The organism is Streptomyces flaveus, from assembly GCF_014647675.1.
In the GTDB taxonomy this organism is placed as follows: domain Bacteria; phylum Actinomycetota; class Actinomycetes; order Streptomycetales; family Streptomycetaceae; genus Streptomyces; species Streptomyces flaveus.
In genome coordinates this window covers 175,720-200,298 of sequence record NZ_BMPQ01000002.1, presented here as the reverse complement: position 1 = coordinate 200,298, position 24,579 = coordinate 175,720, and the positions used below count along the sequence as shown (strand labels likewise).

18 protein-coding genes are annotated in these 24,579 nt (G+C 70.1%); 10 read left to right on the top strand and 8 right to left on the bottom strand.

All coding sequences use genetic code 11. The annotated features are described in order from the left end of the window. The first annotated feature begins 21 nt into the window (after window positions 1-21). The 5 genes from IEZ21_RS04160 (at window position 22) to serA (ending at window position 8,864) form a co-directional block, all read left to right on the top strand. On the top strand, window positions 22-3,222 hold the full coding sequence (locus IEZ21_RS04160) for a putative bifunctional diguanylate cyclase/phosphodiesterase (protein ID WP_246567268.1): 3,201 nt from the start codon (window positions 22-24) through the stop codon (window positions 3,220-3,222). 228 nt (window positions 3,223-3,450) lie between these two features. Next, window positions 3,451-5,331, top strand: a complete 1,881-nt coding sequence (locus IEZ21_RS04155) for an acetolactate synthase large subunit (protein ID WP_189320512.1) — start codon at window positions 3,451-3,453, stop codon at window positions 5,329-5,331. Window positions 5,332-5,351: 20 nt separating this feature from the next. Continuing rightward, entirely contained in the window at window positions 5,352-5,879 is a 528-nt protein-coding gene (gene ilvN / locus IEZ21_RS04150) for an acetolactate synthase small subunit (RefSeq protein ID WP_033321034.1), read from the top strand. Between the two features lie 131 nt (window positions 5,880-6,010). Continuing rightward, on the top strand, window positions 6,011-7,012 hold the full coding sequence (ilvC, locus tag IEZ21_RS04145) for a ketol-acid reductoisomerase (protein WP_033321035.1): 1,002 nt from the start codon (window positions 6,011-6,013) through the stop codon (window positions 7,010-7,012). Between the two features lie 250 nt (window positions 7,013-7,262). After that, entirely contained in the window at window positions 7,263-8,864 is a 1,602-nt protein-coding gene (serA, locus tag IEZ21_RS04140) for a phosphoglycerate dehydrogenase (protein ID WP_189320511.1), read from the top strand. A 153-nt stretch (window positions 8,865-9,017) separates the two neighbouring features. On the opposite strand, the gene IEZ21_RS04135 is transcribed toward serA, so the two are convergent. Then, on the bottom strand, window positions 9,018-10,574 hold the full coding sequence (locus tag IEZ21_RS04135) for an MFS transporter (protein WP_189320510.1): 1,557 nt from the start codon (window positions 10,572-10,574) through the stop codon (window positions 9,018-9,020). Window positions 10,575-10,670: 96 nt separating this feature from the next. Here IEZ21_RS04135 and IEZ21_RS04130 point away from each other — a divergent pair, with 96 nt between their 5' ends. After that, a complete protein-coding gene (locus tag IEZ21_RS04130) occupies window positions 10,671-11,264 on the top strand; it encodes a TetR/AcrR family transcriptional regulator (RefSeq protein WP_189320509.1) in 594 nt (197 codons plus the stop codon). Here the strand turns inward: IEZ21_RS04130 and IEZ21_RS04125 are convergent. The 4 genes from IEZ21_RS04125 to IEZ21_RS04110 are packed head-to-tail and all read right to left on the bottom strand — an operon-like array spanning window position 11,251 to window position 16,311. Further along, window positions 11,251-11,937 (bottom strand): ATP-binding cassette domain-containing protein, encoded by a 687-nt coding sequence (locus IEZ21_RS04125; RefSeq protein WP_189320910.1) that lies wholly within the window; start codon window positions 11,935-11,937, stop codon window positions 11,251-11,253. The genes IEZ21_RS04130 and IEZ21_RS04125 overlap by 14 nt on opposite strands. A 5-nt stretch (window positions 11,938-11,942) precedes the next feature. After that, window positions 11,943-12,962 carry an ABC transporter ATP-binding protein gene (locus tag IEZ21_RS04120; RefSeq protein WP_189320508.1) on the bottom strand — a complete coding sequence of 340 codons (1,020 nt, stop codon included), beginning with the start codon at window positions 12,960-12,962 and terminating at the stop codon, window positions 11,943-11,945. Next, window positions 12,959-14,824 (bottom strand): ABC transporter permease subunit, encoded by a 1,866-nt coding sequence (locus IEZ21_RS04115; protein ID WP_246567266.1) that lies wholly within the window; start codon window positions 14,822-14,824, stop codon window positions 12,959-12,961. The genes IEZ21_RS04120 and IEZ21_RS04115 overlap by 4 nt, the downstream gene beginning before the upstream one ends. Next, window positions 14,821-16,311, bottom strand: a complete 1,491-nt coding sequence (locus IEZ21_RS04110) for an ABC transporter substrate-binding protein (protein WP_189320507.1) — start codon at window positions 16,309-16,311, stop codon at window positions 14,821-14,823. The genes IEZ21_RS04115 and IEZ21_RS04110 overlap by 4 nt, the downstream gene beginning before the upstream one ends. A 152-nt stretch (window positions 16,312-16,463) precedes the next feature. Between IEZ21_RS04110 and IEZ21_RS04105 the strand changes: the two genes are divergently transcribed. Further along, window positions 16,464-16,847, top strand: coding sequence for a metalloregulator ArsR/SmtB family transcription factor (locus IEZ21_RS04105; protein ID WP_189320506.1), 384 nt, complete (start codon window positions 16,464-16,466; stop codon window positions 16,845-16,847). Beyond that, complete coding sequence (locus IEZ21_RS04100; RefSeq protein WP_189320505.1) at window positions 16,844-17,350, top strand: SRPBCC family protein; 507 nt, start codon at window positions 16,844-16,846, stop codon at window positions 17,348-17,350. The genes IEZ21_RS04105 and IEZ21_RS04100 overlap by 4 nt, the downstream gene beginning before the upstream one ends. An 18-nt stretch (window positions 17,351-17,368) precedes the next feature. Here IEZ21_RS04100 and IEZ21_RS04095 read toward each other — a convergent pair whose 3' ends face one another. After that, window positions 17,369-18,634, bottom strand: a complete 1,266-nt coding sequence (locus IEZ21_RS04095) for a PucR family transcriptional regulator (RefSeq protein ID WP_189320504.1) — start codon at window positions 18,632-18,634, stop codon at window positions 17,369-17,371. Window positions 18,635-18,814: 180 nt separating this feature from the next. Between IEZ21_RS04095 and IEZ21_RS04090 the strand changes: the two genes are divergently transcribed. Then, complete coding sequence (locus tag IEZ21_RS04090; protein WP_189320503.1) at window positions 18,815-19,741, top strand: proline dehydrogenase family protein; 927 nt, start codon at window positions 18,815-18,817, stop codon at window positions 19,739-19,741. A gap of 32 nt (window positions 19,742-19,773) precedes the next feature. Then, a complete protein-coding gene (gene pruA, locus IEZ21_RS04085; RefSeq protein ID WP_189320502.1) occupies window positions 19,774-21,405 on the top strand; it encodes an L-glutamate gamma-semialdehyde dehydrogenase in 1,632 nt (543 codons plus the stop codon). An 80-nt stretch (window positions 21,406-21,485) separates the two neighbouring features. Here pruA and IEZ21_RS04080 read toward each other — a convergent pair whose 3' ends face one another. Both IEZ21_RS04080 and IEZ21_RS04075 read right to left on the bottom strand, forming a co-directional pair. Continuing rightward, window positions 21,486-23,393, bottom strand: coding sequence for a glycoside hydrolase family 97 protein (locus tag IEZ21_RS04080; protein WP_189320501.1), 1,908 nt, complete (start codon window positions 23,391-23,393; stop codon window positions 21,486-21,488). A gap of 156 nt (window positions 23,394-23,549) precedes the next feature. Next, entirely contained in the window at window positions 23,550-24,497 is a 948-nt protein-coding gene (locus tag IEZ21_RS04075; RefSeq protein WP_189320500.1) for an NADP-dependent oxidoreductase, read from the bottom strand. Window positions 24,498-24,579 lie beyond the last annotated feature (82 nt).

Genomic DNA, 24,579 nt, shown 5'->3' with positions numbered 1-24,579 from the left:
GCGACGGGCGATGTACGGCCTATGGACCAACGATCCGACGTGGCGGGGCCGCCGACGGCGAACCCCGCACGCACCACGCAAAAGCGGCCACGGCCACCTTCACCACCGCAGGCCCAGTGGTCGCAGGCGGCACGCGCCTCCACCTTCGAACCGGCTTCGCACGGCTCGGTCGGGGGGCCCTCCTTCGGCAAGCCGGGACCAGAGGGACTCGGGGGCGGCACGGACCGGAGGGACACAGTGAGTTCCCAGGGGGCGCTGCTGGCCCGCCGCCCGCTCGCCGACTCCGGCACAAGCCTGGTCCCGCAAGTGGTGCTGGCCCTGGTGTGCGCGGCGTACACCATCGGCTGCATGTTCAACTGGGGCTCGCAGACACTCGCGTTGATCATGGGTGACTTCGGGCTGAGCGCGGCAGCCGCCGCCGCGGCCGTCTCCTGCTTCCTCGCTGCCCGGCCCGGCCGCAGCCGCTTTCGGCCCGCCTGGCTGCTGTTCGCCCTCTCCTCCGCGATGACGGCGGCGGGCAACTTCCTCTGGGGCTGGTACGAGATCGTCCTGTCCCGCCCGATACCCAGTCCCAGTTACGCCGACCTCTTCTTCCTGTGCTTCGCACCGCCGGCCATCGTGGGACTGCTCGTGTTCGCCAAACGGCCCGTGACCAAGTCCGGCTGGATCTGCCTGGCGCTGGACGCCTGGCTCATCGGCGGCTCGCTGCTCACGCTCTCCTGGAGCCTCGCGCTCGCCCAGGCGGCCAAGGCCGGGGGTCCGAGTGTCGCGCACACCGCGCTGTCGCTGGGGTACCCCCTGCTGGACATCGCCCTGATCAGCATGGTGCTGGTGCTGCACTTCAGGCGATCGCCCGTCCACAGGTCCGCGGTGAACACCGCGATCGGCGCCCTCGCCCTGACGGTGATGTGCGACGCGCTGTTCACCTCACCGCTGCTGCACAACGACTACCGCTCGGGCCAGTTGCTCGACGCCGGCTGGTTCGCCGGTTCGCTGCTGCTCGCCTACGCCCCCTGGGTGGGGCACCGAAACGGCCAGGCGGAAACGGAAGAAGAGGGACACACGCGCGTGGTGGTCGGCTATGTGCCGGGGCCCCGACCGGGACAAGCGGCACCCCTGCCGGAACAACCGGCCCAGGTGCCCCTCCAGGAAGGAGGTCTCAGCCGGCATCCGGCAGGCCGGCCCATCGCCGGTTCGCTCGCGGCACTCACGCCCTATCTGGCCGCGGCCGTCTGCACGTTGGGCATTCTCTACAACGTGCTCAACGGCCGCAGCGTCGACCGCGTGGTGCTCATCACCGGCGGCACGGTCGTACTCGCCCTCGTCGTACGCCAGGGCATCATGCTGCTCGACAACATCACCCTCACCCAGGAACTGGCCCAGAAGGAGAACCACTTCCGCTCCCTGGTGCAGGGCTCCAGCGACGTCATCATGATCGCCGCGCCGAACGGCATCCTCCAGTACGTCAGCCCGGCCGCCGCCGGAGTCTACGGCCGGCCCGCGGAGGAGCTCGAAGGGACCGAACTCGCCTCGCTCATCCACCCGGAGGACCTGGGCTGCGTAGTGCACGAAGTGCGCCGCTTCCTCGCCGCCGGCCCCGGCAAGGAACCCACCACCCGCATCGAGTGCCGCTTCAGGTCCGGCGACGGCGGCTGGCTCAACGTCGAGTCGACCGTCAACCGGCACCACGGCGGCCTCATCCTCAACAGCCGTGACGTGACCGAACGGGTGCGCCTGCAGGCCCAGTTGCAGCACAACGCCGAGCACGACCCGCTCACCGACCTGCCCAACCGCGCCCTGTTCACCCAGCGCGTCCAGCAGGCACTCTCCGGACGCCGCTCCTCCGACCGCGGCACCGCCGTTCTCTTCATCGACCTCGACGGCTTCAAGGCCGTGAACGACACGATCGGGCACCAGGCAGGCGATGAACTGCTCGTCCAGGCCGCCCGCAGACTCCAGGACGCCGTACGGCAGGGGGACACCGCCGCCCGGCTCGGCGGCGACGAGTTCGCGGCCCTCATCGTCGGCGACGGCACACGCGACCGCACCGCGCGTGAACGCCATATCTTCGAGCTCGCCGACCGGCTCCGCGTCACCCTCTCGCAGTCGTACTCCATCGACGGCAACGACGTCCGGGTGGCCGCCTCCATCGGCGTCGCCTTCGCCGAACCGGGCCTCGGCGCGGGCGAGTTGCTGCGCAACGCCGACCTGGCGATGTATCGCGCCAAGGCGGCGGGCAAGGGCCGTGTCGAGCTGTACGCGCCACAGATGCAGCAGGACGTCGTACGCAAGGCGGAGCTCGCGACCCGGCTGCGGGCCGCGCTGCACGACGGTGAGTTCGCGTTGCTGCACCAGCCGGTGGTCTGTCTCGACACCGGCCGGATCGCGACGGTCGTCGCGCAGGCGCGCTGGCGCTCGGCCCAGGGCGCGTTGCTCACGCCCGCCGACTTCCTGCGCGTGTCCGAGGACAGCGACCGCACCGCCGAGCTGGGCCGCTGGGTGCTGGAGGAGGCCATCGAGCAGGCCGCCGAGCGCGGTGCCACGGGGCTCGGTGTGCCCGTCGCCGTCCGGATGAGCGCCGGCCGGCTCCTCGACCGGTCGATGCCCCTCAGCTCCGTCGAAGCCCTGCTGACCCGGCACGGCGTGGCCTCCGGCGCCCTGGTCATCGAACTGGCCGAAACGGATCCCCGGGTCTCCTTCGACGAGTTGGAGCGCCGCCTGAGCGCGCTCAGGCGCCTCGGCGTCCGGATCGCCCTGGACGGCTTCGGTAGCGGCTACGCGGCGATCACCGCGCTACGGCGCCTCCCCGTCGACGTACTGAAGCTCGACCGCTCTCTGGTCGAGGGCGTCGTCGAGTCGGCCCGGCTGCACAAGATCACCGGTGGGCTGCTCCGTATCGCCCATGATCTCGGGCTGCAGTCGGTGGCCGACGGAGTGGACCGGCCCGAGCAGGTCGCCGCCCTGCGCGAGATGGGCTGCACCCACGGCCAGGGCATGGCGTTCTCCGAACCGCTCGACGAGGTCCGGCTGCGCCGCGCACTGGCCTCCGGCCACTACCCCGTGCCCGGTCGCCAGGCCGAGCCGGTCCTCGTCAGTGGCTCGGTGGCCGGGGTCTACGCAGGTGGAGGCTCCGGTGCCTATACGGTCAGCGGCTCTCCGGGGGCATACGCCACAGGGACGGCCCTGCGCTCACATAATGAGACTCCCGTCCCACCCACTTGACAGGCACAGTATGCCGGGGAGAGGGTCTGTGCCATGCGCACCCGAATTCTCGTACTTGGAAAGCGCGTCGGCTGAGCTGGGAACGACCGGATCGATGACCCGGAACTCCCAGCGACCGCACCCGACGCGCTCCCCTCGCTTGCCTCACGGCACGAGGGGTTTTTTGTTGCACCAACACCAGTCGAACTTCGTACAAACTTCGCAAAAACCCTCAGCATCGAGAAGAGAATGCCGATGACCGAGCAGGCCACCGGGGCCCACCATCCGCAGCCGCGGCCCCGTTCCTCAGGGCAGCCGTCCGCGCCCGAGCACGTCACGGGTGCGCAGTCCCTCATCCGTTCTCTCGAGGAGGTCGGGGCCGAGACGGTATTCGGCATTCCCGGCGGTGCGATCCTCCCGGCCTACGACCCGATGATGGACTCCAAGCGGGTGCGGCATGTGCTGGTCCGCCACGAGCAGGGCGCCGGTCACGCGGCCACCGGGTACGCGCAGGCCACCGGCAAGGTCGGCGTCTGCATGGCGACGTCCGGGCCCGGCGCGACCAACCTGGTGACGCCGATCGCGGACGCGCACATGGACTCGGTGCCGCTGGTCGCGATCACCGGCCAGGTCGCGTCCAAGGCGATCGGCACGGACGCCTTCCAGGAGGCGGACATCGTCGGCATCACGATGCCGATCACCAAGCACAACTTCCTCGTCACCAAGGCCGAGGACATCCCGCGGACCATCGCGGAGGCGTTCCACATCGCCGCCACCGGCCGCCCGGGGCCGGTCCTCGTCGACATCGCCAAGGACGCCCTCCAGGCCCGTACCACCTTCCAGTGGCCGCCCGCCCACGACCTGCCCGGCTACCGCCCGGTGACCAAGCCGCACGCCAAGCAGATCCGCGAGGCCGCCAAGCTGATCACCGCCGCCAAGCGGCCCGTCCTGTACGTCGGCGGCGGCGTCATGAAGGCCGGCGCGACCGCCGAGCTGAAGGTCCTCGCAGAACTCACCGAAGCGCCCGTCACCACCACCCTGATGGCGCTCGGCTCATTCCCCGACAGCCACCCGCTGCACGTGGGAATGCCGGGCATGCACGGTTCGGTCACCGCCGTCACCGCGCTGCAGAAGGCCGACCTGATCGTCGCCCTCGGAGCCCGCTTCGACGACCGCGTCACCGGCAAGCTGGACAGCTTCGCCCCGTACGCCAAGATCGTCCACGCCGATATCGACCCGGCCGAGATCGGCAAGAACCGCGCTGCCGACGTGCCGATCGTCGGGGACGCCCGCGAGGTCATCGCCGATCTGATCCAGGCCGTGCAGAAAGAGCACAGCGAGGGCAACACCGGCGACTACAGCGCCTGGTGGAAGGACCTGAGCCGCTGGCGCGACAACTACCCGCTCGGCTACGACCAGCCCGACGACGGCTCGCTCTCGCCGCAGCAGGTCATCGAGCGCATCGGTCAACTCGCCCCGGAGGGCACGATCTTCGCGGCGGGCGTGGGCCAGCACCAGATGTGGGCCGCGCACTTCATCCAGTACGAGAAGCCCGCGACCTGGCTCAACTCCGGCGGCGCCGGAACCATGGGCTACGCGGTCCCGGCCGCCATGGGAGCCAAGGCGGGGCGGCCGGACCGTACGGTCTGGGCTGTCGACGGCGACGGCTGCTTCCAGATGACCAATCAGGAACTCACCACCTGCGCCCTGAACAACATCCCGATCAAGGTCGCCATCATCAACAACGGCGCCCTCGGAATGGTCCGCCAGTGGCAGACCCTCTTCTACAACCAGCGCTACTCCAACACCGTGCTGCACTCCGGCCCCGAGGCGGACAGCGTGGGATCCAACAGCGGCTCCCCCGCGGCGCCGAGCGCGGGCACCCGCGTCCCCGACTTCGTGAAGCTGTCGGAGGCCATGGGCTGCCACGCGATCCGCTGTGAGTCCCTGGACGACCTGGACAAGGTCATCGAAGAGGCGAACTCCATCAACGACCGCCCGGTCGTCATCGACTTCATCGTCCACGAGGACGCGATGGTCTGGCCGATGGTCGCCGCCGGCACCTCGAACGACACGATCATGGCCGCCCGGGACGTCCGCCCCGACTTCGGCGACAACGAAGACGACTGAACGAGAGAGACCACACAGAAATGTCCAAGCACACGCTCTCCGTCCTGGTCGAGAACAAGCCGGGTGTCCTCGCCCGGATCACCGCCCTGTTCTCCCGCCGCGGCTTCAACATCGACTCGCTCGCCGTCGGCGTCACCGAGCACCCCGAGATCTCCCGTATCACCATCGTGGTGAACGTGATCGAGGACCTGCCGCTCGAACAGGTGACGAAGCAGCTCAACAAGCTCGTCAACGTCCTGAAGATCGTCGAACTCGAGCAGGGCTCGGCCGTTCAGCGGGAACTCGTTCTGGTGAAGGTCCGCGCCGACAACGAGACCCGCTCCCAGATCGTCGAGATCGTCCAGCTGTTCCGCGCCAAGACGGTCGACGTCTCCCCGGAGGCCGTCACCATCGAGGCCACCGGCTCCAGCGACAAGCTGGAGGCCATGCTCAAGATGCTGGAACCCTTCGGCATCAAGGAACTCGTCCAGTCCGGCACCATCGCGATCGGCCGCGGCGCGCGTTCGATCACGGACCGGTCGCTGCGCGCGCTGGACCGTTCCGCGTAAGCCTTGATACGGGCGGTCGAGCCTCCAAATAGGGGGGCCTGCCGCCCGTATTCCGAGACCCGGAAACTTCCCTTCCCCTCACCGTCATACGGTGGGACGCAACACCTGTACTCCCGAGGAGAGAACCCAAAGTGGCCGAGCTGTTCTACGACGCTGACGCCGACCTGTCCATCATCCAGGGCCGCAAGGTCGCGGTCATCGGCTACGGCAGCCAGGGCCACGCCCACGCGCTGTCGCTGCGCGACTCGGGTGTCGACGTCCGCGTCGGTCTGCACGAGGGCTCCAAGTCCAAGGCGAAGGCCGAGGAGCAGGGGCTGCGCGTGGTGACCCCGTCGGAGGCCGCCACCGAGGCCGACGTCATCATGATCCTGGTGCCGGACCCGATCCAGGCGCAGGTCTACGAGGAGTCCATCAAGGACAACCTCAAGGACGGCGACGCGCTGTTCTTCGGCCACGGCCTGAACATCCGCTTCGACTTCATCAAGCCCCCGGCGAACGTCGACGTCTGCATGGTCGCCCCCAAGGGCCCGGGCCACCTCGTGCGCCGCCAGTACGAGGAGGGCCGCGGCGTTCCGTGTATCGCGGCCGTCGAGCAGGACGCCACCGGCAGCGCCTTCGAGCTGGCTCTCTCGTACGCCAAGGGCATCGGCGGCACCCGCGCCGGCGTCATCAAGACGACCTTCACCGAGGAGACCGAGACCGACCTGTTCGGTGAGCAGGTCGTCCTGTGCGGTGGTACGGCCGCGCTGGTCAAGGCCGGTTTCGAGACGCTGACCGAGGCCGGCTACCAGCCGGAGATCGCGTACTTCGAGTGCCTGCACGAGCTGAAGCTGATCGTGGATCTCATGTACGAGGGCGGCCTGGACAAGATGCGCTGGTCGATCTCCGAGACCGCCGAGTGGGGCGACTACGTCACCGGCCCGCGGATCATCACGGACGCCACCAAGGCCGAGATGAAGAAGGTCCTCGCCGAGATCCAGGACGGTTCCTTCGCCCGCGAGTGGATGGCCGAGTACCACGGCGGTCTGAAGAAGTACAACGAGTACAAGACCCAGGACGAGAACCACCTCCTGGAGACCACTGGCAAAGAGCTGCGCAAGCTGATGAGCTGGGTCAATGACGACGAGGCGTAAGCCGTAGGCACGGGGGCCGCAGCGACTTGCTGCGGCCCCTTCGCCGAACCTCCGGTAACCGCTCGTCCGCGGTGTGCAGCCACGGACGGGTGATCCTTCCGCGGAGGCGCAGGACGTCCTCCCGCGCGGCACTAGACTGCTGCACTACATACGCGTCGGGCCCACAGCGTCGTGCGTCTTCCACGCGGCAATCCCTCCACCGCATGCGGCCGTCGGGACGGCCGTCCGCATTGGACTTGTGAGGACTCACGTGAGCACTGCTGCCAACGGCAAACCGGTCGTACTCATCGCTGAAGAACTGTCGCCCGCGACCGTCGACGCCTTGGGCCCGGACTTCGAGATCCGGCACTGCAACGGAGCGGACCGAGCCGAACTGCTCCCCGCCATCGCCGAGGTCGACGCGATCCTGATCCGCTCCGCCACCAAGGTCGACGCCGAGGCCATCGCGGCCGCCGGCAAGCTCAAGGTCGTCGCACGAGCCGGCGTCGGCCTGGACAACGTCGACGTCTCGTCCGCCACCAAGGCCGGCGTGATGGTCGTCAACGCACCGACCTCCAACATCGTCACCGCCGCCGAGCTCGCCTGCGGCCTGCTCCTGGCCACCGCGCGCCACATTCCGCAGGCCAACACGGCGCTCAAGAACGGCGAGTGGAAGCGCTCCAAGTACACGGGCGTCGAGCTCGCCGAGAAGACCCTCGGTGTCGTCGGCCTCGGCCGCATCGGCGCGCTCGTCGCACAGCGCATGTCGGCCTTCGGCATGAAGGTCGTGGCGTACGACCCGTATGTGCAGCCCGCGCGGGCCGCACAGATGGGTGTGAAGGTCCTCTCCCTCGACGAGCTGCTCGAGGTCTCGGACTTCATCACCGTGCACCTGCCCAAGACCCCCGAGACCCTCGGCCTCATCGGCCACGACGCGCTGCACAAGGTCAAGCCGTCGGTGCGGATCGTGAACGCCGCACGTGGCGGGATCGTCGACGAGGAGGCGCTGCACTCGGCGCTCAAGGAGGGCCGCGTCGCGGGCGCGGGCCTCGACGTGTACGCGAAGGAGCCCTGCACGGACTCCCCGCTCTTCCAGTTCGACCAGGTCGTCTGCACCCCGCACCTCGGGGCGTCCACGGACGAGGCGCAGGAGAAGGCGGGCATCGCGGTCGCCCGTTCCGTGCGGCTCGCGCTCGCCGGTGAGCTCGTCCCGGACGCGGTGAACGTCCAGGGCGGCGTCATCGCCGAGGACGTCAAGCCGGGTCTGCCGCTCGCCGAGAACCTCGGCCGCATCTTCACCGCGCTCGCGGGCGAGGTCGCGGCCCGCCTCGATGTCGAGGTGTACGGCGAGATCACCCAGCACGACGTCAAGGTGCTCGAACTCTCCGCTCTGAAGGGCGTGTTCGAGGATGTCGTCGACGAGACCGTGTCGTACGTCAACGCTCCGCTGTTCGCGCAGGAGCGGGGTGTCGAGGTGCGGCTGACCACCAGCTCGGAGTCGCCGGACCACCGCAATGTGGTGACGGTGCGCGGCACGCTCGCCGACGGCGAGGCGGTGTCGGTCTCCGGCACGCTGGCCGGACCGAAGCACCACCAGAAGATCGTCGCGGTGGGTGAGTACGACGTGGATCTCGCCCTCGCGGACCACATGGTCGTCTTCAAGTACGTCGACCGCCCGGGCGTCGTCGGCACCCTCGGCCGGATCCTCGGCGAGGCCGGCATCAACATCGCCGGCATGCAGGTCGCTCGTACGGACCTGGGTGGCGAGGCACTGGCGATCCTGACGGTGGACGACACGGTTCCGCAGAACGTGCTCAACGAGCTGGCCGAGGAGATCGGCGCGACGTCGGCTCGGTCGGTCAACCTCGTGTGAGGATGCCCGCCACCTGGGGGCTCCGCCCCCAGACCCCCGTATCGGCCTGAACGGCCTCGTCCTCAAACGCCGGACGGGCTTGAAGGTGCCGGGCGGGCTGGATTTCCAGCCCGCCCGGCGTTCTTGTGTGGGGCCGCCCTCATGGGGCCCTCGTCAGACGAGGGCAGCCTTATCGCACTCGCACTCCGTGGCCTTCGCCTCGCGGACCCGTACTCGCCGCAGTGTCACCGACGCCAGGACCGCCGCCCCCAGCAGGAGCACCGTCGCGGCGATCGCAGCCGCCTGCATTCCGTCGGTGAAGGCCTCGCGGGCCGCTGTCACGAGGGCTTCGCCCGTGCGGCCCGGTAGTTGCTGGGCCACGGCGAGTGCGCCGCCGAGCGTCTCGTGGGCCGGGCCCGGAGCCGAGGCCGGGATCCCGTCGCGGTACACCGCGGTGCCGATGGAGCCGAGAGCCGCCATGCCCAGCGCCCCGCCGAACTCCGCGCCGGTCTCCAGGACCGAGGAGGCGGTGCCGGCCTTCTCCACCGGTACGGTGCTCAGCGCCAGGTCCATCATCTGTGACATCACGACGACGATCCCGGAGGCGATGACCGCGGCTCCGCCCAGCACCAGCCACATCGAGTCCGTACCGGAGACGGTCAGCATCCCGTAACCGCAGGCGGCGACCACGAAGCCCCCGGCGACGACGTGCGCACGGTTCGCCCCCCGCTGCACCAGCTGCGCGGCGACCGGCGCGGCGATCCCGACCGCTGTGCTGGGCAGCAGCCCCCACAGCGCGGCCTCCATGGAGCTCTTGCCGAGGACCGACTGGAGGTACTGCGTGGTGAAGTACGCCGAGCCCATCATCGCGAACATGGAGAGCAGGTTCAGCGAGACGGCGGGGGCGAAGCCGCGGCCGCGGAAGAGGGTGGGCGAGATCATCGGGGAGGCGATGGTGCGCTGTCGGTGGACGAAGAGGGCGGCGAAGAGCAGGCCGACGGTCACTGAGATGACGTAGCGGACGTTCCAGCCCTCCGAGGAGATCTCCTTGAGGCCGTAGATCACCGGCAGGACGGCGGCCATGGACAGCGGCACGCTCAGCAGGTCGAAGCGGCCTGGCGCCGGGTTCCTGGACTCGGGGAGCAGAATCGGGCCGAGGACCAGCAGCATCACCATCGCGGGCAGGTTCACCAGGAAGACCGAGCCCCACCAGAAGTGCTCGACGAGGAAGCCGCTCATCACCGAGCCGAGTGCGATGCCGGCCGTCATGACGCCTGACCACAGGCCGATCGCCTTGGCGCGCTGAGCCTGGTCCGTGAACATCGTGCGGATGAGCGCCATCGTCGACGGCATCAGCGTCGCACCGCCGATGCCGAGCACCGCGCGGGCCGCGATCAGCGTCTCGGCACTGTTCGCGTACGCCGCCACCAGCGAGGCCGCGCCGAAGGCCGCCGCGCCGATCAGGAGCAGCCTGCGACGGCCGATGTGGTCGCCCAGCGAGCCCATCGTCATCAGCAGTCCGGCGAGCACGAAGGCGTACATGTCGAAGATCCACAGCTGCTGGGTGCCGGACGGCTCCAGGTCGGCGCTGATGTCCGGGATCGCGAAGTAGAGGACGGAGACGTCCATCGAGACCAGGAGCAGCGGCAGCATTAGGACACCGGTCGCGAACCATTCGCGGCGGCCGGCAAGGGGCGCGGGGTCGGTGGTCGTGCTCGTCGGATTCGTCATGCCGAGCAATGTACGAGCGTATTAAACGTTTGTCTAGAACGATTGTGTAAATCGGCCGTATAGGACGGTCGTATGGATCGGAGTATGGTGGCCCGCATGGGACACCGTGAGGATCTGCTCGAAGGCGCCAAGCGCTGCCTGCTGGCGAAGGGGTTCGCGCGCACGACCGCGCGCGACATCGTCAAGGAGTCGGGGACCAACCTGGCCTCGATCGGCTACCACTACGGCTCGAAGGACGCGCTGCTGGCGCAGGCCTACGTGTCGCTGGTCGAGGGGATGGGTGACGCCTTCGAGGGGGACGGGACGGCCCTGAGCGATACCGAGCCCGGCTCCCTCGAACGGTTCCAGGGGGTGTGGTCGAACATCATCGGCACCATGCGGGAGCCGGGTTCGATCTGGCACCTCAGCGTGGAGGCCCTGGCCATGGGTGACCAGATGCCCGAGGTGCGCGATCACCTGGCTCTGGCGCAGCGGGAGGCCGCGCGCGGGCTGATTCCGATGCTCATGGGCGGGCGTGAGGAGGACGTCTCAGACGAGACCGCGGACACCCTCGGCATGTTCTACGTGACCCTGATGACGGGTCTGATCGCGCAGTGGACCTTCGACCCGAAGACCGCACCCGGCGCGGAGCAGCTCGCTGAAGGGCTGCGCCAGGTCATCGCCGCGGCGGCCAGGGCTACGAAGAGCTGAGGCGGCCGTCCCGCATCTCCGCCACACGGTCGCAGAAGTGGCGTACGAGCGCCCTGTCGTGGCAGATGAACAGGTAGCCCAGGCCCAGGCGTTCCTGCAGTTCGGCCAGGAGGTTGAGGATTCCGGCGCGCAGGGACGGGTCGAGGGCGGAGACCGGTTCGTCGAGGATCAGGAGCTTGGGCTCGCAGGCCAACGCTCGGGCGATACCGGCGCGTTGGCACTGTCCGCCGGACAGCTCGTGCGGGCGGCGGTCGCCGTGGGTCGGGTCCAGGCCGACCCGCTCCAGCAGCTCGGCCACGCGGGCGGGGCCGGTTGTGCGGTCCCAACTCCCTTGTACGTGCAGGGGTTCCGCGATGGCGTCGCGGATCCGGTGGCGGGGGCTGAGCGATCCGTACGGGTCCTGGAAGACGGGTTGCATGGTCTGCCGCAGCGGCCGGAGCCGCCGCTCGTCCATCGCGGTCAACTCCTGCCCGTCGAACCAGACTTCGCCGCTGTCGGGGCGGCGCAGTTGCAGTACGGCCATGGCGGTGGACGACTTGCCGCAGCCCGACGGGCCGATGAGGCCGAGCGTCTCGCCGGGGGAGATGTCGAAGGAGACGTGGTCCACGACGGTGCGGGTGCCGTGACGGACGACGAGGTCGCGTACGTCCAGGAGGGGGTTCACATCGCTCACGTGGCTCACACGGTTTCCAGGAACAACTCGGCGGGGTTGTCGGGCAGTTCGCGCCAGCGGTGACAGGCGACGGTGCGGCCGTCGTGGGTCTCGGGTTCGGGTTGCTCCGTACGGCAGCGGGTGGCGTCCGTCAGGGGACAGCGGGGGGCGAAGGCGCAGCCGGGTGGGAGGTCGGTGGGGACGGGCGGAGCTCCGGCGATTGCGGGGAGTCGTCGGAGTCCTGTGCTCCTGACGGGGTGCGCCTCCGGCACCGACGCCAACAGCCCCGCCGTATACGGCGCCCGTGGCCGCGCGAACACCTCACCCACCGGCCCCGCCTCGACCAACCGCCCCGCGTACATCACCACCATCCGGTCCGCGTGCTCCCGTACCGTCGCGAGGTCGTGCGTGACCAGGACGAGGGACGCGCCGGCGGCGCCCGTCCTGGTGGCCAGCAGGTCGAGGACCTGCTTCTGCGTCTCCGGGTCCTGGGCCGTCGTCGGTTCGTCGGCGATGACCAGGTCCGGCTGGTGGAGCATCGCCATGGCGATGACCGCCCGTTGACGCATGCCGCCGGAGAACTCGTGCGGATACGCCCGCGCCTTGTCCGCCGCGATGCCGACCTCCTCCAGCGCGGCCACCGCACGGGCCCGCGCCTCCTTGCGGGAGACGCGGTCCACGGACCGTACGGCGGCGGCGAGTTGATCGGCCACCTGGTGCACGGGGGAGAGGGCCGAGAGCGCGTCCTGGGGGACGAGGGCGACGCGGCGGCCCCAGAGGGCGGAGCGTACGGAGCGGGGGGCGTCGACGAGTTCGTCCGCGCCCAGTCGTACGCTCCCCGTCACTGTCGCCCCGCGCGGCGGCATGCCCAGCAGCGCCCGCGCCGTCAGCGACTTGCCCGCGCCCGACTCGCCCACCACGGCGAGGACTTCGCCCTCGTGTACGTCGAAGGAGAGGCCCCGTACCGCTTCGACGGCGCCGAAGGAGATGCGCAAGTCCCGTACGGAGAGGAGGACTTCAGTACTCGGTGTACTCGGCGTGCTCATCGGACGGGCTCCTTGAGAGACTCCTTGACGGATCCCTGGGCGGACTCCTTGGGGGAACGGAACGAGGCAAAGGCGACAGCGAACCGGCCCCGCCCCGAAGCCGAACCAGTCCGGGCCGTGCCCCCAGCACCCCCCGCATCCCTCTCCGCATAAGCCGCCAACGACACCGCAAGACCCGCCATCACCGCCAGCGCGACCGCCGGAGCCAGCGCCGCCCACGGAGCCCGTTCCACATACGCGCGGGACTCGTCAAGGAGCAGCCCCCACTCCGGAGCGGGCGGCTGAGCACCGAGGCCCAGGAAGCCGAGGGAGGCCAGGGCCAGGGCGATGCCCGGCAGGCGCAGGATGGCGTGGCGGGCGACCGGGGCTGTCACGGAGGGCAGGACGTGGCGTGTGAGGATCCAGAACGGCGTTGCGCCGATGGCCCGTTGGGCGTGCAGGAACGTCGAGGCGCGCACCTCCTGCACCAGTGCCGCCGCGTGGGCCGCCAGCGGAGGCCAGGAGATCAGGGCCACGGCGAGCGCCGCGCCGCCCGTGCCGGGGCCCGCTGCCGCCGCGACGAGGATGCCGACGATCACCGGCGGCAGCGCGTTGGCGATGTCCGAGGAGCCTGCGGCCACGGACGGCAGGAAGCCGAGGGCGAGCGCGAGGAGCAGACTGACCAGGCAGACCGCGGCGGCCGTGCCGACCGTCGACGCCGCCCCGTGCCCGAGCCGGGCCAGCACGTCACGGCCGAGCCCGTCCGTGCCGAGCGGGTACGCCCACGACGGCGCCTGGAGGCGGGCGGTCGTGTCCACGGCGTACGGGTCGCGCAGCAGCCCCCAGCCGATACAAGTGAGCAGCACTGCCCCGAGTGCCACCGGAACGGCCGGATGCGCCCGGACCGGACGGGCCGCGGGCAGCGTCAGCCCCGCGTCCCGCAGCGCCGGGCCCAGCAGCCGGCGCCGTACGAGGGCCGCCAGCGCACCCGCGACCAGGCCCAGCGTGAGCAGCGCGAGGACCGAACCCTGGAGCAGCGGCAGGTCCTGCGACTTGGCCGCCCCCAGCGCCGTACGCCCGATGCCCGGCACCGCGAACACGACCTCCACGGCGACCGCCCCGCCCGTGAGACCGACGGCGACCATGCCGAACTGCGGTACCAGCGGCGGCAGTACACGCCGCAGCGCGGCGGCCGAGATCCGCGCCTGACTGACCCCCGCACCCCGCCACAGCTCCACCCACCGCTCCTCGAGCACGGCGGGCAGCGCGTCGGCGACCAGACGGCCGAGCAGACCGCCCGCGGGGATGCCCAGGGCGAGGGCGGGCAGCACCATGTACTGCGGGCCCACCCAGCCGGAGGTCGGCAGCCAGCCCAGCCACACACCGCCCACCAGCAACGCGAGCGTGGCGAGCAGGAATTCGGGCAGCGCGACGAGCATCGCGGCCAACGATCCTGCCGACCCCCGGGCGCGTACGAGCACGGGCGCGACCAGGGCGCAGGCGACCAGCAGCGCGACGCCGAGGGCGGCGCCCATCAGGGACAGCGACACCTGGAGCCCGGCCACCACCGACGGCAGTACGTCGGTGCCCGACACCCAGGAGGTGCCGAAGTCGCCGCGGAGCAGTCCGGAGGCCCAATTCCCCAGCAGGGAAAGGGGACCCGCGCCCAGTCCGAGATCCTCCCGGATCGCGTCCAGCGCCTCCTCGGTCGCTTCCTGCTCGGCGGACCGGGCGCGCAGCACGGTGAGCGCGGGGTCGCGGCCGGAGAGCCAGGGGAGCAGTCCGACGGTGGCGAGGACGGCCGCGAGGCAGCCGAGCCGGGTGAGTCCGGCCCGGCTGCCCGGTGTTCTCGCCGCCTTCAACAGGCGTGCCACGAGCGTCACTTGACGTAGGTGTCCTTCGTGATCAGCTCACGCTCCCGCGGATCGTGCGCGACATCGACGACACCGGCCGCGTCGCCCTGGATGACCCGCTCGTGCAGCATGGGGATGGCGGCGTCGGTGGCGAGCACCGCGGCCTCCGCCTCGATGACGGCCTTGCGGCGCGCGTCACCGGCCTTGGTCGCGGAGGCCTTGTCCAGAGCCGCGTCGACGGTCTTGTCGGAGAGCTGGGAGATGTTGAAGGACCCCTTGGAGCCGAAGTCGCTGTAGAGGTACGCGGCCGGGTCACCGGAGTCGAGGATCGTCGCTCGGGACAGGATGAACGCGTCGAACTCGCCCGCCAGTGCGTCGGATTCGATGTTCGCGTACTCGCGGACGTCCAGCTTCACCTTGAACCCGGCCTTCTGGAGCTGCTGTTGCAGCGTCTGGGCCACCTCGGGCAGCTCGGCGCGGTCGGTGAACGTACCGATGGTGATGGTCTTCCCGGCCGGGTCGCCGGCCTTGGCGCGCTTGACCGGCGTACGCAGGTCGGCGGCCCACGGCAGCGCGGGCCCGAGCAGGCCCTCGGCGACGTCGGCGCGGTCCTCGTACACGCCCTTGACGATCGACTCGGCGTCGATGGCCTCGTGGGCGGCGGCCCTCAACGCGGCGTCCTGGAAAGGACCTTCGGAGGTGTTCAGGTACAGGGTGTTGGTGCGCGGCATCGGCACCTCGGTGATCTGGTCCTCCTCGAGCAGCGCGGCCTGCGAGACCGGCACCGCCTCGACGACGTCGGCCTCGCCGCTGCGCAGGGCGGCGGCACGGGCGGTGCCGTCGGGCACGAACTTCACGTCGATTCCGGGGGACTTGGCCTTGCCGCCCCAGTAGTCGTCGTAGCGGTCGAGGGACGCGGAGGACGTGCCGTTCACCTTCTTCAGCTCGAAGGGACCGGTGCCCGCGCCGACGGGGTTGACCGTCTTCCCCTCGTACGCCTTCGCCGCCAGGATCGACAGCTGCGGCGAGCTCATCCGCTGCGGGACGAGCGGGTCCTCGGTGCCGGTGGTGACGGCGACCGAGTCGCCCTGGGCCTTCACGGTCAGGTCCACGCCGTCGAGGATGCGGGGCTTGGGGGAGGCGCCGGCGGCCTCGGTGAGCGAGCGTACGACGGCCTCGGCGGTGAGCTTCGTACCGTCGTGGAAGGTCACGCCGTCACGTATCTCGAAGGTCCAGGTCTTGCCGTTCTGCTGCCACTTGGTGGCGAGCGCGGGTTCGGCGTCGCCCTCCGCGTCGAGCTTGACGAGCGTCTCGGCGGTCGACCAGCGGGACAGCTTGAACGCATCGTCGGACAGCGGCGAGAGCCCGGAGCGCGGCGGCTGCATGTGCGCGACGCGTACCCGCTTCTCGCCGCCCTCGGCGGAGCTGTCCGAGGCGGCCCCCGAGAAGCAGCCGGTGAGCAGGGCGGAGGCGGCGGCGACCGCGGACACGGGGAGAAGGCGGGCGGGCAGACGCACGGGACCCTCCGGTAAAGGGGTGGTCAAGGGGACGTATGCCTGACCGTAGCATGATGACAATCGTTTTCAGTAATCCCGTCCGAATTTCAACCTCTGGCCGACCTCGGGCCCGCCTCTGGCTCAACGCGTAACCTACGGGTTACGCTTCAGTCGTGGACGAACTGACCGAGGTGGCCGTCGCGGTCGCCGATCCGGTGCGCCGGGAGATCCTGGTCATGCTGCGCCACGCCCCGCTGACGGCGGGCGAGATCGCCGCGCGGTTCACCATCAGCCGGCCCGCGGTGAGCCGTCATCTGCGGGTGCTGCGGGAGAGCGGCCTGGTGCGGGACGAGCAGGTCGGACGGCATCGGCGTTACTCGCTCGTCCGCTCCCGGCTGGGTGAACTGGCCGCGTGGCTCACCCAGTTCGACGAACGGCGCCCGGACTGGGCTACGCGCCTCGCCGCCCTTGACACCGAGGTGCACCGCACACGCCGGGACCGCGGCCGGGCGGAGCCCGCCGACACCGCGCACCACTCCAGGGAGGACACGGCATGACTGGCACGACCTCGGAACCCACACCCACCGGGCGGCTCGTACCCACGCCGACTGGATACGACCTGATCCTCACCCGCACCTACCGCGCCCCCGTCGACGACGTCTGGGCGAGCGTCACCGAGCCGGAGCGCACGGCACGCTGGTTCGGGCCGTGGCGCGGCGAGGCGGCGCCGGGCCGCACCATCGAGGCGCAGATGGCCTTCGAGGAGTCGGCGCCCTGGATGCCGATGCGCATCGAGGCCTGCGAACCTCCGCACCGGCTCGCCGTCACGACTGAGGACGAGGCCGGCGTCTGGTCCCTTGAACTGCTCCTGGCCGAGACCGACGGCACCACCGAACTCCGCCTGGTCCACCACCTCACCTCCACGGAGGATCTCGGCTCGACCGGCCCCGGCTGGGAGTACTACCTGGACATGCTCACCGCCGCCCGCACGGACGGGCCCCGCCCGGACTTCGACGACTACTACCCCGCGCAGAAGGCGTACTTCGAGTCCCTGGCCTGAGACCGACGCGGGTAGGGCTCAGAGACGCTGCGCCTTCAGCGTCATGTGCAGGAGCAGGCGGTCCTCGCCGTCGTCCAGGTCCAGGCCGGTGAGCTGTTCGACGCGGGAGAGGCGGTAGTAGAGGGTCTGGCGGTGGATGCCCAGGTGGGCTGCCGTGCGGCCCGCCTGGCCCGCGCAGTCGAGGAACGCCTCGGCGGTGCGGGCCAGTTCACGGTGGGCCGGGTCCAGCAGGGGGCGTACGACGGGGTCGTGGGCCGCCTCCGCGGGCAGAGCCGTCAGCAGACGGTACGGGCCGATGGAGGCCCACTCGGCGACCGGGCCGAGCCCGGGTTCGGCCAGGGCCGCGCCGGCCGCGGCCGAGGCCTCGTGCCAGGCGGCGCCGAGTTCGGCGAGGCCGCTGCGGGGTGCGGCGATTCCCGCCGCCGGGCCTCCCGAGGCCTCCCGCGCCCCGTCCGCCCGGCCTCCGGAAGCCCCCCGCGTTCCAGCCGCCAGGCCGGACCCCCCTCCCATCCCCTCCGCCTCCCTCAGCAGCCGCGCAGCCGCCGAAGTAGCCGGAGTCAGCACCGTCGACGAGCGCAGCCGCACCAGTAGCGCCAGGCTCTGGCCGGTGGTGCCCCACGGGACCGTGCACAGGGCCGTCGCCCCCGGGATCGTACGGACCGAAGGCGCGTCGTCCGGGTCGGCGGACGGCCAGGGGGTCACGCAGACCACCGTGTGGAGGCCCTCGCCGCGTATGCCGAGTGCCGTACGCAGCTCCGCCACCGCCATGTCCCGCGGCCAGCCGCGCTCGGCGGTCAGGACGGCGCGCAGCTCACGGGTCAGGTCCGCGCCCGCCTGGGCCTCGTCCGCGAGGAGGTCGCCGATCCGGGCGGTCACCTCCATGGCCGCGCCGAGCTGCTCCTCGGTGGGGCCCGGCTCGTCGGCGAGCAGCCATACGTAACCGAGGACGAGCCCCCGATGACGTACCGGAAGGCACACCCGCCCCCGGTACACCCCCGCCTCGGGTGTCGGCGGGATACGGACCGGGCCGGTGGCCCGGGCGATGCCGAAGCCCTCGAACCAGGTGCGGACCGCCGTGGTGGAACGGCGCGTGAGGATCGAGCGGGTCCGCACGGGATCGAGGGCGGACTCGTCGATCTCGCTGTCGCTGTCGTACGCGCCGAAGGCGATCAGCTCGAAGTCCCGGTTCTCCAGCGTCGCGGGGGCGCCGAGGAGCTCCGAGATCTCGTCGACCAGCTCCTGGTACTCGCCTTTCGCCTGCGTCACTCGGGCATTCTCCCGCATTTTCCACGCCCTTCATACAGATGTCTGAGATCCAGGGCACGGATGCGTGACGTCTGTCGATGGCCCACGATCGGAGGGATCCTTAAGTTTCACGGTGGTTCTCCGCGCCGTCGCCGCACCGTTCACCCGCGAACGTGTGGTTACGGCCCCCCTGCTGGTCGCTGTTGTGGAGGTTGCCCCGTGTTGGGACCCGTGATTCTCGCCGCCTCGCGCAGCGACAGAATGCGCCGACTGGTGTCGGCGGCCCCGGTGACGAAGCCGGTCGTCGAGCGGTTCATCGCCGGTGAGACGGTCGACGACGTCGTACCGGTCGTCAAGCACCTCGCCGACCGTGGCCTTGAGGTCAGCCTGGACGTGGTCGGCGAGGACATCACCACGCCCGAACAGTCGACGGCGGCGCGCGACGCGTACCTGCGACTGATCGACCACCTCGAAGGCCTCGGCCTGGGCGAGCGGGCCGAGATGTCGGTCAAGCTGACCCTCTTCGGCCAGGCGCTTCCCGGCGGTCACGAGCTGGCGCTCGCCAACGTCCGCCCCGTCGTCGAGGCCGCCGCCCGCATCGGCACCACCGTCACGCTGGACGCGGAGGACCACACCACCCTCGACTCGATGTTCGCCATCCACGAGGAGCTGCGGAAGGACTTCCCGCAGACCGGCTGCGTGATCCAGGCCTACCTGTTCCGCACGGAGGCCGACGCCCGCCGTCTCGCCGCGAACGGCAGCCGCGTGCGTATCGTGAAAGGGGCGTACAAGGAGACCGCGTCGGTCGCGTACCAGGACAAGGCCGAGATCGACAAGGCGTACGTCCGCATCCTGAAGATCCTGATGGAGGGTGAGGGCTACCCGATGATCGGGTCCCACGACCCACGCCTCATCGCCATCACCCAGGAGCTGGCCCGGCGCGTGGGACGCAAACTGGACGACTACGAGTTCCAGATGCTGTACGGCATCCGCGGCGAGGAGCAGACCCGGCTCGCCGCCGAGGGCCACCGCGTGCGCGTCTACACGGCGTACGGCACCGACTGGTACGGCTACTTCATGCGGCGTCTCGCGGAGAAGCCGGCGAACCTCCGCTTCTTCGCCCGCTCGATGATCACCAAGGGCTGACCCCACCGCTCAGTTAAGGAGTTCGGAACCTCATGGACGCTGTGACCCAGGTCCCCACCCCCGTCAACGAGCCGGTGCACGGCTACGCCCCCGGCTCTCCCGAGCGCACCCGCCTGGAGGCCAAGCTCAAGGAGCTGGCCGAGAACCCGGTCGACCTGCCCTGCACCATCGGCGGCGAGAAGCGGATGGGCGGCGGCGAGCCGTTCCAGGTCGTGCAGCCGCACAACCGCAAGGCCGTGCTCGGCACCTTCCGCAACGCCACGCAGCAGGACGCGCAGGACGCGATCGACGCGGCCCTGGCCGCCGCGCCCGCCTGGCGCGCGATGTCCTTCGACGACCGCGCCGCGATCATCCTGCGCGCCGCCGAGCTGCTGTCCACGACCTGGCGCGAGACGCTGGCCGCCTCCACCATGCTCGGCCAGTCGAAGACCGCGCAGCAGGCCGAGATCGACACCCCCTGCGAGCTGATCGACTTCTGGCGCTTCAACGTCAAGTACGCCCGTGACCTGCTCGCCGAGCAGCCGCCGGCCAACTCCACCGGCGTCTGGAACCGTCTCGACCACCGCCCGCTGGAGGGCTTCGTCTACGCGATCACGCCGTTCAATTTCACGGCGATCGCCGGCAACCTGCCGACCGCGCCCGCCCTCATGGGCAACGTCGTCGTGTGGAAGCCGTCCCCGACGCAGACCCACGCGGCCGTCCTGCTGATGCAGCTGCTGGAGGAGGCGGGCCTGCCCAAGGGCGTCATCAACCTGGTGACGGGCGACGGTCTGGCCGTCTCCGAGGTCGCCCTGAACCACCGCGACCTCGCCGGCATCCACTTCACGGGCTCGACGAAGACCTTCCGTCACCTGTGGAAGACGGTCGGCGCGAACATCGACAAGTACCGCACGTACCCGCGTCTGGTCGGCGAGACGGGCGGCAAGGACTTCCTCGTCGCGCACCCCTCCGCGGACCGTGCCGTGCTGAAGACCGCGCTGACCCGGGGCGCCTTCGAGTACCAGGGGCAGAAGTGTTCGGCGACCTCCCGCGCGTACGTCCCGGCCTCCATCTGGAACGCCGGTTTCAAGGAGGAGTTCGCGGCCGAGGTCGACGGCATCAAGATGGGTGACGTCACCGACCTGTCGAACTTCATCGGCGCCGTCATCGACGAGCGCGCCTTCGCGAAGAACAAGGCGGCCATCGACCGGGCCGCCGAGGACCCGAAGTGCACGATCGTCGCGGGCGGTTCGTACGACGACTCGGTGGGCTACTTCGTCCGCCCGACCGTCGTCGAGTGCTCCGACCCGGCCAACGAGGTCTTCACGACGGAGTACTTCGGCCCGTTCCTCGCCGTGCACGTCTACGACGACGAGAAGTACGAGGAGATGCTGACCCAGATGGAGTCGGTGTCCGACTACGCGCTCACGGGCGCCGTCATCGCGAACGACCGCGCGGCGGCGGCGTACACGGCGGAGAAACTCCGCTACGCGGCCGGCAACTTCTACATCAACGACAAGTCCACCGGCGCCGTCGTCGGCCAGCAGCCCTTCGGCGGCGGCCGCAACTCCGGCACCAACGACAAGGCCGGCGCCCCCCAGAACCTCCAGCGCTGGACCCTCACCCGAGCCATCAAGGAAACCCTGGTCCCGCCGACGGACTACCCGTACCCGCACATGGGCTGATCCCGCACGGGTTCAACTACCGCCCCCGCTCCGGGACTCCGGAGCGGGGGCGGTGTCGTATCGGTGTTCGGTCGGCCCGGTCAGCGGTCGCAGGTCGTGCGGCCCGGGGACCAGCGGCAGGCAAGGGCCGCGAAGCCGCCGTCCGTCACGACCGGGACGGTGAGTGTGTCGCCGCCGTGGACGACGTGCGGCTCCCGGACCAGCCCCGACGGGCCGTCGGTGACGGTCTCCACGAGCCACTTGCCCGCACCGAGACGCAGGGGTACGTCCACACTCTGGGCCGCACCCGCGAACGTACCGCCTATGAACCAGCGACCGTCGGCAGACCGACGGGCCAGCACCGCCGAGCGGCCCGGGTCGCCGGTGAGCAGGCGGGTGTCCTCCCAGCCGGTGGGGAGTTGCTCCAGGTAGCGGCGGGCCTCGGGGCGGGCGTCGTACGACTCCGGAGTGCCGGCGAGGTTCTGGATGCCGGACTCGTAGAGCACGCTCAGGCCCAGCTCACCCGCGTCCGACTGGACGTTGGGGCGGAACGGGCGGTGGAAGGCGCCCGGGGTGAAGTCCATGGAGCCGATGACGTTGCGGGTGAAGGGCAGCGCGGCCAGTTGCGCGGCCGTGTTGTTGCGTTTCTCCTCGCCGCCGACGCCCTCCAGCGTCATGACCTGCGGCCAGGTCCTCTGCATGCCCTTGGGGATCGTGGAGCCATGGAAGTTGACCATGAGGTGATGCTTCGCGGTGTCCTTCAGCACGTCGTCGTACCAGCTCATCCGCTCCTGCGACTCAGAGTCCATGAAGTCGATCTTCACGCCCTTGACGCCCCACTTCTCCAGCGTGGAGAGCCACTTCTCGCGTTCGACGGGGTCGGTGAGGAGGGTGTAGTGCAGCCAGACGTGGATGCCGACGCCGCGTTCCTTGCCGTAGCGCACCAGCTCCGGCATCCAGCTGTTCGTCTGCCAGTCCGGGTCGATGACCTCCCACTCGCCGGGCTTGAAGTACCAGCCCGCGTCCACGACTTCGTACGGCCACTTGCGCTCGGCCGCGTAGTTCACGTACTTCTTCTGCGCCTCCAGGCTCTGCCCGGCCTCCTTGCCGCCGGCCAGCCAGGTCCACAGCGCCGCGCCCGGCTTGACCCAGGAGGTGTCGCGGACCCGGGACTTGGGGGCGAGGTCGTCGGTGAAGGTTGACTCGGTGACGGTCGCCAGGTCACCTGTGATCATCGCGCGCCAGGGGGTGGTGAGCGGGCCGGACGCCTGGACCGGCTCGTCGTTCCACAGACTCACGCCGTACGTCGGCGAGTTGGCCGCGTGGGTGAGGTGGGCGCCCGCGTAGCTGCCGGTGAGGTCCGACTCGGCGATCAGGGCGTAGCCGCCGTCCGTCTTGAAGAGAGCCTGCATCGAGTACGTGCCCTCAGGCGCGGCGGCTGCCGACTCGTAACGGATGAAGGGGAGTTCGTTGTCCGCGCGATAGCGGTTGATGACGGCCTCGGCCGTGGCGGGGAAGGTGAAGGCGGAGGCCTCGCGTACGACGTCGCCGTGGTCGCCCGGCAGGACGTAGCGGTAGGCGACGCCGTCCGGTGCGACACGCGTGAGCAGGTCGAGCCGGGCGCCGTCGGCCGTACGGAAGCGGAAGCGGGACTCGGTCATCCGGGCAACACGCTTGTGGGACTTGCCGGTTGGGATGGTGTAGCGCTCGTTGATCGTGCGGTCGCTGCGGCCGGTGAAGGTCAAGTCCTTGGAGAAGTCGGCCTGTTCGGTGACGAGGCCGAGCGGGGACGGTTCGAGGACGGTGCGGCCGGCGCGTCTCACGGTGAGCGTCGGCCGGCCGTCGTCGAGAGCCACCACGGCCGTGGGGGAGCCGTGTGGGCCGCGTACCTCCCAGGATGCGGGGGCCGCGGGCGCCTCGGCGCGAGCGGGAAGCGCCGTGGTGGCCGTGGCAAGCAGTGCGGAGCAGAGCGTCAACACGATGGTGCGGGCCCGGGGTTGGACCGCCATGTAGAACCCCTCCTGTCACAGACATCGGATGACTGTGAGGGTGAAGGGGCTCTTGAGGAGTGTCAAGAAGTCTGACAGCATCAGACATCGGATTGCTGACGAATGGTTCAGTACAGAGACCGGACCTTCAGCGTGGGAGGTGACCGGAGGAAGGCGTCAGTCCGGGAGCGTGAGGACGAGCTTGCCCTGGACGTGTCCGGACTCGCTCAGCTCATGGGCCTTGGCTGCCTCCGTGAAGGGCAGGACCGCCTCCACGTGGATACGCAGGCGATTGCTCGCCAGGAGCGAGGCGATCTTCCCCAGGCGGATGCCCGACGGCTCCGTCTGGACGACCGCGAAGCGCATGCCTCGGGCGTCCACGTCCTCGGGGGAGAGGCCGAGGTCGCCGGGGATCGCCGAGATCAACAGGCCACCGGGACGCAGGGTGTTGAGCGTGCGCGGGCCGTAGTCGCCGCCGATCAGGTCGAGGGCCACGTCCATGTCGTGTACGGCGGTGGCGAAGTCCGTGGCCGTGTAGTCGACCGCCTCGTCGATGCCGAGGTCGTACAGGAAGCCGTGTTTGTCGGCGCGCGCCGTGCCGATGACGTACGCGCCCTCTGCCTTGGCAAGCTGTACTGCCGCGTGGCCGACACCGCCCGCCGCCGCGTGCACCAGCACACGTGTGCCCGGGGCGACTTGGGCGAGGTCGACGAGGGCCTGCCAGGCGGTGAGCGTCGCCGTGGGCGCGGCTGCCGCGTGGACGTGGTCCAGTGTCGTGGGCTTGGCCGCGAAGTGCTCGGCCGGCGCGGTGACGTGCTCCGCGTAGCCGCCGGCCGGGATCTTGCCGAAGACCTCGTCACCGGGGCGGAAGAGCGTGACACCCTCACCGGTCGCCTCAACCACGCCGGAGACGTCGACACCCAATGTGAACGGCGGCTCCCCGAGGACCGGAGCCGCCCCTGAACGCACCAGCCGGTCAAGGGCGTTGACCCCCACCGCACGCACCCTCAGCAACACCTCACCCGGACCTGGAACGGGCCGCTCCCGCTCCTCGATCACCAGAACCTCCGGTCCGCCGAACCGGTGCTGGGTCATCACACGCGTACGCGGGAGTGCGGTGGTCATCGGGTCTCCCTCCCGAAGCCGAAGCCGAAGCCGAAGCCGGAATCGCGAACCGCTCCACTCCCCATGGTGCTCCCGAAGCGAG

Excerpts from the sequence above, each read along its gene's own strand:
- IEZ21_RS04155 (WP_189320512.1), top strand. The coding sequence starts at position 3,451 with ATGCCGATGACCGAGCAGGCCACCGGGGCCCACCATCCGCAGCCGCGG.
- IEZ21_RS04120 (WP_189320508.1), bottom strand. The coding sequence starts at position 12,962 with ATGAGCACGCCGAGTACACCGAGTACTGAAGTCCTCCTCTCCGTACGG.
- pruA (WP_189320502.1), top strand. The coding sequence starts at position 19,774 with ATGGACGCTGTGACCCAGGTCCCCACCCCCGTCAACGAGCCGGTGCAC.
- IEZ21_RS04130 (WP_189320509.1), top strand. The coding sequence starts at position 10,671 with ATGGGACACCGTGAGGATCTGCTCGAAGGCGCCAAGCGCTGCCTGCTG.
- IEZ21_RS04160 (WP_246567268.1), top strand. The coding sequence starts at position 22 with ATGGACCAACGATCCGACGTGGCGGGGCCGCCGACGGCGAACCCCGCA.
- IEZ21_RS04100 (WP_189320505.1), top strand. The coding sequence starts at position 16,844 with ATGACTGGCACGACCTCGGAACCCACACCCACCGGGCGGCTCGTACCC.
- IEZ21_RS04080 (WP_189320501.1), bottom strand. The coding sequence starts at position 23,393 with ATGGCGGTCCAACCCCGGGCCCGCACCATCGTGTTGACGCTCTGCTCC.
- IEZ21_RS04095 (WP_189320504.1), bottom strand. The coding sequence starts at position 18,634 with ATGCGGGAGAATGCCCGAGTGACGCAGGCGAAAGGCGAGTACCAGGAG.
- IEZ21_RS04135 (WP_189320510.1), bottom strand. The coding sequence starts at position 10,574 with ATGACGAATCCGACGAGCACGACCACCGACCCCGCGCCCCTTGCCGGC.
- IEZ21_RS04075 (WP_189320500.1), bottom strand. The coding sequence starts at position 24,497 with ATGACCACCGCACTCCCGCGTACGCGTGTGATGACCCAGCACCGGTTC.
- ilvN (WP_033321034.1), top strand. The coding sequence starts at position 5,352 with ATGTCCAAGCACACGCTCTCCGTCCTGGTCGAGAACAAGCCGGGTGTC.